The organism is Bradyrhizobium sp. SZCCHNRI3052, from assembly GCF_032484895.1.
Classification (GTDB): Bacteria; Pseudomonadota; Alphaproteobacteria; order Rhizobiales; family Xanthobacteraceae; genus Bradyrhizobium.
In genome coordinates, this window is the sequence record NZ_JAUETW010000002.1 from 947,810 (window position 1) to 956,293 (window position 8,484).

The window sequence follows — 8,484 nt, forward strand, 5'->3', positions numbered from 1 at the left end:
CAGACCCATGGCGCACCTCACGCAGCGAACGGCTCAACGACGGCTTCCTCGTAGGCGCCGTCAGCGGTGACCTCGACGATGTGGAAGCCGTGATCGGGGTGGATGCCCTTGCCGTTCTCGAAGGGCTTGCCGGGGGCGTAGCGGGTTCGCATGTAGTCGAGCCACTGCTCGGCCTCGAAGCGCTCCACGTCGTGATTGAGCATGATGCGACCGGAGCGATCGCGGATATTGAACAGGCCGGGGACGGGTACGTCGTCTTGGGAGACCAGCTTGAGCCAGTCGAGGGCAGGGATGATGGTCATGGCAGTCACCATGTGTTCGAGTTGGCGGGGCGTGGGAGGCGCAAAGAAAAACGCGCTGCGGAGGGTGCAGCGCGTTGCTCAGATCAGGTGAGATGGAGGGGCGGCAGACCTTACGGTCGCAGGATGCGCTCGAGGATCGCCAGGGCGGCGATGCCGGCTGCGACCATTCCACCGAGGCGGACGGTCAGGCGCAGCACCGCGTTGTCGATTGCTGCGGTCAGCTCGGTCTTGGTGGCAGCCAGGTCAGTCTTGGTCACAAGCTCGGCCATGATGAAGTCCCTTGCGGCTTCCGCCTGGGCATCGGCCTGGGATCGGGGGACACCCCCATCCTGCAGCCGCTTCGAATAGCCGAGCGTATCAAAGGCGTAGGCCATAGTCATTCCTCATGGTCACCATTTCAGGGGGCGGTTCTGCTCGATCAGGTCGTCGATGAGACGGACCGCTTGGTCCCCTCGCTCGTCCTTCTCGAGTGCGGTGTGGAACATCGCCGCGTAGGTCCGCTTCTGTTTGCGGGACAGGCGGCAGCGAATGTGGCGCCCGAGCCGGGACAGCCGGCCTTGCGTCTCCTCGAAGCGCGGATGCATCATCGGAAGCCAGCCCCGGTGATGGTGATCCGTTTCGAGAACGGGTTGACCGTGATCGTCGCCTTGTCGCGGCCACGGCCATCGGTGATCTGCAGCGTGTGATGCCGGCGCAAGTCGGTCGGCAGCTCGCAATCGCGTTCGTTGCGCCCGGCAGCCTTGCGCTTGCGGGGCGCTTCACGGCGGATGCGAGCGGCGGGAGCCGGCGAATAGATCGACTTCGGCTCGTACTGGCCGGTCTTACCAAGGCGATCTGGGATCTCGTTGTGCTCCCACTCGTCGTAGAAGCGATCGAAGGTGGCCTTCTCCTCAGCCGCCTTCAGCTCGGCCTTGGTCGGCAGGCGCGGGGCAGGGGGTGGGCCGAAGTTTGCGGCCAGCCAGTCGCGATCGCGGTCCAGCGCTCTCTCGTACTGAGCCTCGCGCTCGGCACGGTCGATGATTTGGCGCGCAGTGGGGCGTTCGATGAAGCGCTTGCCCATCGCAGGTCTCCAGAGATTTGAGGGTGGGGGTCTCAGCTGCGGCTGAGGGAAGATTTCCAAACCCGGCCAGCTCGCGCTGTGTGTCAGCGCCGGCCCCTGCCGGAAAAAGTCAAAAAAAGACCGCACCGAAACCCCGCCCGGTGAGCCGGGCAGGGCTTGGTCTACTCCGCGGGATTTGGTTTCGCCGTGCTGCCCTTAGGCGGCTTGGGCCGGGATGAGAGTCGGGGCTTCCGCCGGGGCTTCGCCGAACACCGACTCGATGGTTTCGTCCGTTGCGGCGCGCTTCGCGACAATCTCATTGAGCCGCCGAATGAGAACGGAGAGTTCCCCGTCCGTCATGCCGTCCGCCCGCTTGACGATCGACTCGATTGCGTCAACCTGCTTTTGCGGCTTGTCGACCGTGAGTGCCGCCGTCATCTTGGCGAACGATGGGCCATAGGTGCGTTTCACGAAATCCGTGAAGTTCTGCACAAGCGCCTCACCCGACGCGCCGGCCTTCTGCTTTGCCAGCATGTCCCGGATGACGTCCGCATGATTGGTGCAGACGTCCGTCATCAGGCGGAAAGACCACGTGCGAAGCTTGGACAGCCCTTCGTTAAGCTTGGCGCCTTCCGGCTTGGCGAATTGCGTTTTCACGCTCTTTCCGCCGTCGATATATTCGGACACGGCAGCCTCACGCGCCTTCTTGTCGCGCAGCGCCATGAAACCGGACACCAAATGATCCGTGTCGCGCCAGACCGGGTTTCCCTTGCTGGCGAAATACTTCAGGAAGGCGCGGAACACCTTCTTGTTTTCCTTGTCGTCGATTCCCTTGTCGGACTCGGCGAGTTCCACTTGCTTGTTTGCCATGACAAGGGCCAGCGAAACGGTGCCCGTGAACGCGGCGGCATCGTCCGCCTTGACAGCCCTGACGGCCGCATCAAGAACGATTTGGCCAAGCGAGCGCGCGGGGGTAGCATTCTGAGTCGTGGTCATCGTCGGTTCCCTTTCCTTTGCTCTAGATGCAGTTTCCGGGAGGTGCCGGAAGATTTCGGCGTGGAGACAAAGGTTTCCCGTGCTCTGGAAAGCTCTCTTTCCTGAGTTCCAGACGAGTCGAGCGACTCGTATCGCGTGAGAAACCTAGACCGTGTTCCGAAACTCCCGTTTGCTCGTTTGCATCTGACATCTAGACAATAGTTGATAATGCAAATCGTTCAAGGAAAAGATTTCGCTGCAAAATCAATGGCTTATACTTCTGACATTCCGAAGACTTCGAGTTCCACTATTAGTTCAAGGCGAAAAGCACAATGAAAACAAATGGATATCGAAAAATCATATAACTAATAGCTTTTGCATTCCGCTCATATGCAAATGTGCATGCCTCGTATGCAAATGGCAGGTTCCCTCCCGCGAGGTGTGTGTACGGGAAATCCGAATTTTTTATGCGAATAGGGGGCTGGCATGGCCGTCACCCCCACACTTCGAATCGCTAAAAGGGCCTTTTTCGCTGGCCGAGGCTCATCACCGCCAAATGGGCTCGTCGGCTTGCAGAAACGGGGGCGGGAGAGCGTCAACAGGGCTGACCGCTGCTCTGGTACCCTGGTTGGCTGCGCTCACAGGCGGCCCGCGCTGCGCCTCGGCGGCCCAGGAATGCAAATGGGGGTGGCCTCGAAAAAGACCCCACCCCTTTCGGGAGGTTCATCGCCGCGCCGCGTGCCCTAAAAGGCCCTTTTCCGGCTGTCCTCGATCCTGGGACGGCGGACGGACGGGAATTTGCAGCGAGCGCTTCGCGCTCTACAATCTCCGAGGTGGCTGGGCGGTCGGGATGAAGCGCAAGCGGACAACATTTGGCACACTGATCGACGAGGAGAAGGCACGGGCCTACTACAGCGTCCGGCAGCTCTTCTTCATCCGCTGGCTTGAGCGAAGGCCATTCGTGAAGTGGGCGCTTGAGAGCTGGATCGAAAAGCCATGGCGCCGCTGACTGTCGCGACATGCTCCGGCCGCAGATCATTGCCGGCTCCCGATAGCGTGACTACCCAAGCCGGAAAATCCTCTGCTATCAGGTTGGCCCCGTTGTTTTAGGAGTTTCTCATGACTGACCCGCAATCAACCGCTGCTCCTGGCTACGTCGTCAAGGTATACGACCACGCCAAAGACGATCTCGCCCGCTACTTCGTCGCTGCCGGCGTTGCCGATGGCGAGGAAGCCATCGTCACCGTGCTCAAGGACGTCCCCGAGAAGATCGGCGACTGCATCCGCAACGCGACCGCGGCTGAGGTCCAGGGCATGGCGCCCGGCGGGATCCGCTCGATCAGCGCTGCTGAGGTGGGCTCGTCCCGCGGCGGCCTGCTGTATCGCTGAGGCCGGCGAGCGCTTCGCGCTAGAGAATCAGATGCTCGCTCGGCGCTCGAGTGACGGCCGGCTCTCGACCTGGTCGCCACTCGACTGTCGTCACCTCGTTGATGCAGCCCCGCGGCGGATCCGCACCACCGGAAACAAGCGGCAGAGCCCGTACCCCTCAGCCATGACGATCGCTTCCTGGTCAGTCATGGCCGATCCCTGATAGCGGAAGGCGAGATGATCCTGCCCTGTTCATCCATGCACCACAGCCTGACGCTTCGAGGCATCTCGGTGGCTCGCAGATTGTGCGATGAGCAGAAGGCCCTGTCCTTGTCCTGCAATGTCGCGGCCAGGTAGCCAAGGCCAAGCGTCGAGACCGATGCCGCGCCGATGACCAGGGACAGAATTACCAGGGTTTCCTTCATTGGCTGTCCCCAAATGCGGCGAGGGCTTCGCCCTGATCTAGCACGATGACGACCGGCCGAGGCTTCATGGCCTCGATCGCGGCGAGCTGGCGGATGATGTGGTTGATCTCGGCGCGGATCGGCGCCACGCGATCATGAAACACGGACCATGCGTGGCTGGCCGCCTCTTCGTTGCCGAGCGCCAGGGCGCGATCGACCTTCTGGCGGACGTTCAGCTCCTCCTCGGCGAGCTGGCAGCCGAGCTGGTCGAGCAGCTCCTGGATGGGATCTGGAATGGTCATGGCACGCCCCGCGGCTCATGCAACTCACAGTCCTTGAGCCCGAGCTTGGTCTCGACGCAGTGGATGGTGATCCAGCGCTGTGAGCTGTATTGACGCCCCTCAATCTCCTCGCGATTCCAGACGTGCATGTTTGCCGGCAGCGGCGTGATGACCGTGCAGACGCGATAGTGCTTGGCGTGGTCCGGGTCGGCCGGCACCTTGAGATGCTTGCAGGTGTCGCAGGCGCGGGTGACGTCGGTCATGCCGGCACCATGTCGGCTCGGTAGGCCTGCAGCAGCCGGATCAGCTCATCGAGCTGGTCAGCATTGTAGGCGATCCAAGCGAGCGGGCTGCCCTGGATGATCGTGGTCAGGGTGACCTCGCGGCGCTTCTCGTCGCGCATGCGGACCCCGATCATGTTGGCCGATTTGACGGCCTCGGCATTGGCGATGGCATCGGCAATCAGCTTGGTGATATCCGTCACGGCCTCGCCCTCTTGCAGGCAGCGATCACCTGGTCGCAGATGTGGATGGCCTGAGCTTCATCGACTGTCGCCGCCCCGAGCCTCGCCATGATGAGGTTCTGGATCATCTGCTTTTCCGACAGCGCCTGCGCTTTGAGCATCGGGCAGATTGCGGCCCCATGGAACTTGTCGACCAGGCGAGCGGCCTTGCTCACTTCAATGATCTCGATGTCGTGAATTTGCACGTCGTGAAGCTGCATCTCGTCCGGTTAGCATAAATGCAAATGAAATGCAAATGTGGCCGAACAGCAATATGTTACCTATGATCAAAAAAGAACATTGCGGGTACGAAATTCTTCTGGTACATTTCTGACATTCCGAACTGGAGATATTAATGCCTAGCCTTGTCCAACGCATTCGCACCCACCTGATCGACGAGCGCATTCACAACCGCGTTGAGGCCAACGCCGAGATCGACCTTATGACCAACGTCGAGCTGGTCGAGGTGATCAGCTTTGTGCTCGACGACCTGCTTGCCGGGCGGCCGACATGGTCTCCGCTTCAGGAGCGCCGTTGCCGGCAGGAGTTCCGCGGAAGACACAGGGGAAATCGGTGTCGTGGCCAGAGACATTCCAGGCCTCGGCCAGCGGCTGTTTCTCCGCTACCAAATCCACCGTCTGCGGTGTGAGCTACCGGATGATGCGATAGCTCTTCGCCCTTTTCTTCGGGGACTCGGGAGCAGGCATGTCTTTGCCAAGAGCCTGCTTCATCGCGATCCAGGCGTGCAGCATGAAATCACGCCCCTCTGCGGCGCCGATCAAGATCTCGATAGCCGGCTGCCAAGCACGGTGCTGCTGCTCAGCTTCTGGCAGGCTGAGGATGTAGTCAGCAGCCTCACGCAACGTTTTCGCGTGCTTGCCATTGGGGAGGGGGATTGGATCGTCGAAGGCACTGGACCAGGGCATTCCGCGTCAGCTCGCGGGAGCAAACGCCAACGGAAAATTGCTGCAACGGTATTTAGGCGCCACAGAATTGACCCTTCGTTAACTCCTAGTAGACCATTCTTAACTCTATCGAAGCTCACGAAAAAGGCCCCGGGGGTCCGGGGCCTTCGTGTCGAGTAGTGGCTTACCTGCGGAAGATCAACAGGATAAGCTTGGCGAGATCGAGAAGTATCTCGATGAACCGCCATGGGTCGTCTTTGGGAATAAGCATCTGAGGTGCTCCAAAGGCGTTACGGAATGGGGAGAGGTGGTGGAAACACTTCTCCCCGTTTCACCGGGCCATTGAACGACCTGGCTTACCTTTGATCCTGCACCTATGGCCTTAATGAAATGTTGCCGTAAAAATTGGTCTTAGGACTTCGTTCGCTATGTCCGTCATAGCGATCATCCATCTGGTTGATCACGTTGGCTTTTTCAGTCGTTCAATATTTACGAGAAGCTCCTCCACCTCGTCAATATCTTGAAGATCGAGCAGGTGGCCATCCACAACCGATTCAGCGACGAATCCGTCCGGCATCAGTGGGACGTCCCCCACATTGCAGAGCGGGCAGGGCTCACCAGGCGCTCCACAACCGCACGCATGATCTGCGATGCCCCACGGCAGATCTGGGTGGGCCTCACAGACCCAACGGGCGTTGCTACAGCGCAGGCAAACTTGCATCCGAATGATCCAGGATCCTCACGTAAGTGCCGCTCTCGTGGATTTCCAGGATGCCTCTTGCGAGCAGGAGATCGAGGCCGGCGCGATACTCAGCCGGCTTGCCTCCATCGACCAGCAGGAAGGGGCCGTTGATCTTCTCAATGTGAATGCGTCCGTCCTGGACCGGCACGACCGTTCGCGCGATCTCCATCAGCCGGCGAGCGGCAGCTTCCGGCTTGGCGTACGGACGATCCTCGGTGAGCTTCATGCCCCAATCCCCTTGTGAGCTGTATGGATGTGCCGGCTGTAGTCGGCGTTCGTGATGGTCTCTCCGCAGAAGCAGCGCGAGATCCCGTTCGGGTTCTGCGTCGGCAGCCGGCACTTCTCGTCCCACATACGCTGCTTCCAGGCAGAGAAGTCTCGATCCTTCCGCCAGGCCTCGAAGTCGGCGTCCTTCAAGTTCGGCAGTAGCTTCTGCCAAGCGTTTTCGAATCCAGCCTTGGCCTCCTCAAAACTCGAGGCTGATCCGTTGGCGGTCTGGCTTGGGCCGCAACCCGGGTAGAAGCCGCAGCTCCATCCCCATTGTGGGAGGTCGGTCGGAACGCCGGATCGCCGGCCGATGTGCCCGACCCGAACGTCGCCAAAGTAGACGTGCCAACCACCTTCATGTTGCCGGTTTCGATTGGGCCGGCGGGTGAGTTCCATGCTTTCCGTCCCAAGAACGCTGAGGTTTGCCCTCGACTATGCCCGGGTAGAAACCGGGCATAGGGCGAGGGCGCTATCGCGCCCAGATCTGAACCAAAACAGGGCGCCGCGGCGGTGAGGGGGGTGTCAAACAGGCCGACACCCCCTGTCAAACCGGCCGACACCCCCTGTCAAATACGCCGACACCCCCTGTCAAACTGGCCGACACCAATAACCGTATACTAGAACCCTCACTATAACCCCCACTCCAACCATGTCATTTCCGCCTGGCGGCGGGCGCCGGCCACGTCATCTGCAGCCGGTCAGGGACGATCAGGTTCCGTGATTTGCATCTGTATTTGCTTTTTTGCATTCACCTCTTGACGAATGTCGTGTATTGGGGTACAGAAGCGCTAGATTGGCATTCCTGCAAATTCAAGAAACCTCACAGTTCGCCCCGATCCCGGGAACGCCGGCCTCCACCGCTGGCGAGCCCCGGGGGACGGCGCGGAAAGGATCACCTGTGGCTCCCCTCGTTTCCCTCGTCCTGACGCCGGCCGTGTGTGCAGCCGTGCTCGGAGTGTTCTGGCTCGCCCAGTGGAGGGGCATGCCTCCGGGAGCGCGGTCGTGATGTTCGCTGACATCGAGTTCGTCGTCGTCCTCTGCCAGCTGGTCCTCAAACTCGTCACCCTCGGCTTCTGCGCCATGATCCTCATCACGATTCTCGCTCTCGGCACTCACCTCGTCGAGAAGATCAACGGGCGCTCCAAGCCAGAGCAGCCCAAACGGCATCGGCCGTTCTGAACCAGTTTCCCAGAGACCGGTGCTCGCCAACGGCAGCCCGGCTCACCCTTTCAAAGCGAGAAGGCCAGACCTCATGGGCGTGAGTGCTGCACTGATCTCGAAGGCGCAAATGGCTTTCGACGACGAGTTGAAGCTGTGGACGCGCCACGGCACCTGGCGGCCGGGCATGACCCAGCTGCGCCGGGACGAGTCGCGGAACATGCTGATGCCGCTCACCATCGGGCCGGACATCGTTCCTCACGAGGAGATGACCATCCAGCATCATGACGTCTCCGACGACCTAGTTCACCAGTTCCTGCTCTTCCACGCGATGGAGAAGGCGCTCGAAGCCGTCCAGGACGACATCACCAGCGCTGCGGTCAATGCAGTCACGACCGCTGAGGCGCCAGTACCCGGGCGCCGCCGTCGCCGCCGGCAGGAGGCAGCGTGAACATGATCGCGCATGAGATCACACAGATCCTGATCGGATTCGCTATCGCGATTGCCTTCATGGTTCTCGTCGCAGACGTCGAGGCAGGGA

The 8,484-nt window shown here is 60.7% G+C and carries 18 protein-coding genes; 4 read left to right on the forward strand and 14 right to left on the reverse strand.

The window, feature by feature from the left end; translation table 11 throughout:
- Positions 1–17: 17 nt before the first annotated feature.
- The 5 genes from QW887_RS09735 to QW887_RS09755 form a co-directional block, all read right to left on the reverse strand.
- Positions 18–302 carry a hypothetical protein gene (locus QW887_RS09735; protein ID WP_315740079.1) on the reverse strand — a complete coding sequence of 95 codons (285 nt, stop codon included), beginning with the start codon at positions 300–302 and terminating at the stop codon, positions 18–20.
- Between the two features lie 110 nt (positions 303–412).
- Positions 413–676: a hypothetical protein gene (locus tag QW887_RS09740; protein WP_315768452.1), complete on the reverse strand. Its 264-nt coding sequence runs from the start codon at positions 674–676 to the stop codon at positions 413–415.
- Between the two features lie 15 nt (positions 677–691).
- Positions 692–889, reverse strand: coding sequence for a hypothetical protein (locus QW887_RS09745; protein WP_316194434.1), 198 nt, complete (start codon positions 887–889; stop codon positions 692–694).
- Complete coding sequence (locus tag QW887_RS09750) at positions 886–1,362, reverse strand: hypothetical protein (protein WP_316194435.1); 477 nt, start codon at positions 1,360–1,362, stop codon at positions 886–888. Before QW887_RS09750 ends, QW887_RS09745 begins: the two co-directional genes overlap by 4 nt.
- Positions 1,363–1,557: 195 nt before the next feature.
- Complete coding sequence (locus tag QW887_RS09755; RefSeq protein WP_316194436.1) at positions 1,558–2,337, reverse strand: hypothetical protein; 780 nt, start codon at positions 2,335–2,337, stop codon at positions 1,558–1,560.
- 829 nt (positions 2,338–3,166) lie between these two features.
- Here QW887_RS09755 and QW887_RS09760 point away from each other — a divergent pair.
- Together QW887_RS09760 and QW887_RS09765 are read left to right on the forward strand one after the other, a co-directional pair.
- Positions 3,167–3,325, forward strand: a complete 159-nt coding sequence (locus QW887_RS09760) for a hypothetical protein (RefSeq protein WP_316194437.1) — start codon at positions 3,167–3,169, stop codon at positions 3,323–3,325.
- Positions 3,326–3,435: 110 nt separating this feature from the next.
- A complete protein-coding gene (locus tag QW887_RS09765) occupies positions 3,436–3,705 on the forward strand; it encodes a hypothetical protein (protein ID WP_316194438.1) in 270 nt (89 codons plus the stop codon).
- Between the two features lie 185 nt (positions 3,706–3,890).
- On the opposite strand, the gene QW887_RS09770 is transcribed toward QW887_RS09765, so the two are convergent.
- From QW887_RS09770 to QW887_RS09810, 9 genes are all read right to left on the reverse strand, one after another.
- Positions 3,891–4,109, reverse strand: a complete 219-nt coding sequence (locus QW887_RS09770) for a hypothetical protein (protein ID WP_316194439.1) — start codon at positions 4,107–4,109, stop codon at positions 3,891–3,893.
- Entirely contained in the window at positions 4,106–4,390 is a 285-nt protein-coding gene (locus tag QW887_RS09775; RefSeq protein ID WP_316194440.1) for a hypothetical protein, read from the reverse strand. Before QW887_RS09775 ends, QW887_RS09770 begins: the two co-directional genes overlap by 4 nt.
- Positions 4,387–4,632 carry a hypothetical protein gene (locus QW887_RS09780; protein WP_316194441.1) on the reverse strand — a complete coding sequence of 82 codons (246 nt, stop codon included), beginning with the start codon at positions 4,630–4,632 and terminating at the stop codon, positions 4,387–4,389. Before QW887_RS09780 ends, QW887_RS09775 begins: the two co-directional genes overlap by 4 nt.
- Positions 4,629–4,853, reverse strand: coding sequence for a hypothetical protein (locus QW887_RS09785; RefSeq protein ID WP_316194442.1), 225 nt, complete (start codon positions 4,851–4,853; stop codon positions 4,629–4,631). Before QW887_RS09785 ends, QW887_RS09780 begins: the two co-directional genes overlap by 4 nt.
- Positions 4,850–5,092 (reverse strand): hypothetical protein, encoded by a 243-nt coding sequence (locus tag QW887_RS09790; protein WP_316194443.1) that lies wholly within the window; start codon positions 5,090–5,092, stop codon positions 4,850–4,852. Before QW887_RS09790 ends, QW887_RS09785 begins: the two co-directional genes overlap by 4 nt.
- Before the next feature lie 131 nt (positions 5,093–5,223).
- The gene (locus QW887_RS09795; RefSeq protein ID WP_315768429.1) at positions 5,224–5,463 is read right to left on the reverse strand and encodes a hypothetical protein; all 240 of its coding nucleotides are present in this window, start codon (positions 5,461–5,463) and stop codon (positions 5,224–5,226) included.
- Positions 5,464–5,521: 58 nt separating this feature from the next.
- Positions 5,522–5,797, reverse strand: a complete 276-nt coding sequence (locus QW887_RS09800; RefSeq protein ID WP_315768427.1) for a hypothetical protein — start codon at positions 5,795–5,797, stop codon at positions 5,522–5,524.
- Positions 5,798–6,474: 677 nt separating this feature from the next.
- Complete coding sequence (locus QW887_RS09805) at positions 6,475–6,744, reverse strand: hypothetical protein (RefSeq protein ID WP_315768425.1); 270 nt, start codon at positions 6,742–6,744, stop codon at positions 6,475–6,477.
- Positions 6,741–7,181, reverse strand: a complete 441-nt coding sequence (locus tag QW887_RS09810) for a hypothetical protein (RefSeq protein ID WP_316194444.1) — start codon at positions 7,179–7,181, stop codon at positions 6,741–6,743. The genes QW887_RS09805 and QW887_RS09810 overlap by 4 nt, the downstream gene beginning before the upstream one ends.
- Before the next feature lie 606 nt (positions 7,182–7,787).
- On the opposite strand from QW887_RS09810, the gene QW887_RS09815 reads away from it, so the two are divergent.
- Both QW887_RS09815 and QW887_RS09820 read left to right on the forward strand, forming a co-directional pair.
- Entirely contained in the window at positions 7,788–7,964 is a 177-nt protein-coding gene (locus tag QW887_RS09815; RefSeq protein WP_315813937.1) for a hypothetical protein, read from the forward strand.
- 109 nt (positions 7,965–8,073) lie between these two features.
- Positions 8,074–8,394, forward strand: a complete 321-nt coding sequence (locus QW887_RS09820) for a hypothetical protein (protein WP_315768419.1) — start codon at positions 8,074–8,076, stop codon at positions 8,392–8,394.
- Positions 8,395–8,484: the final 90 nt, after the last annotated feature.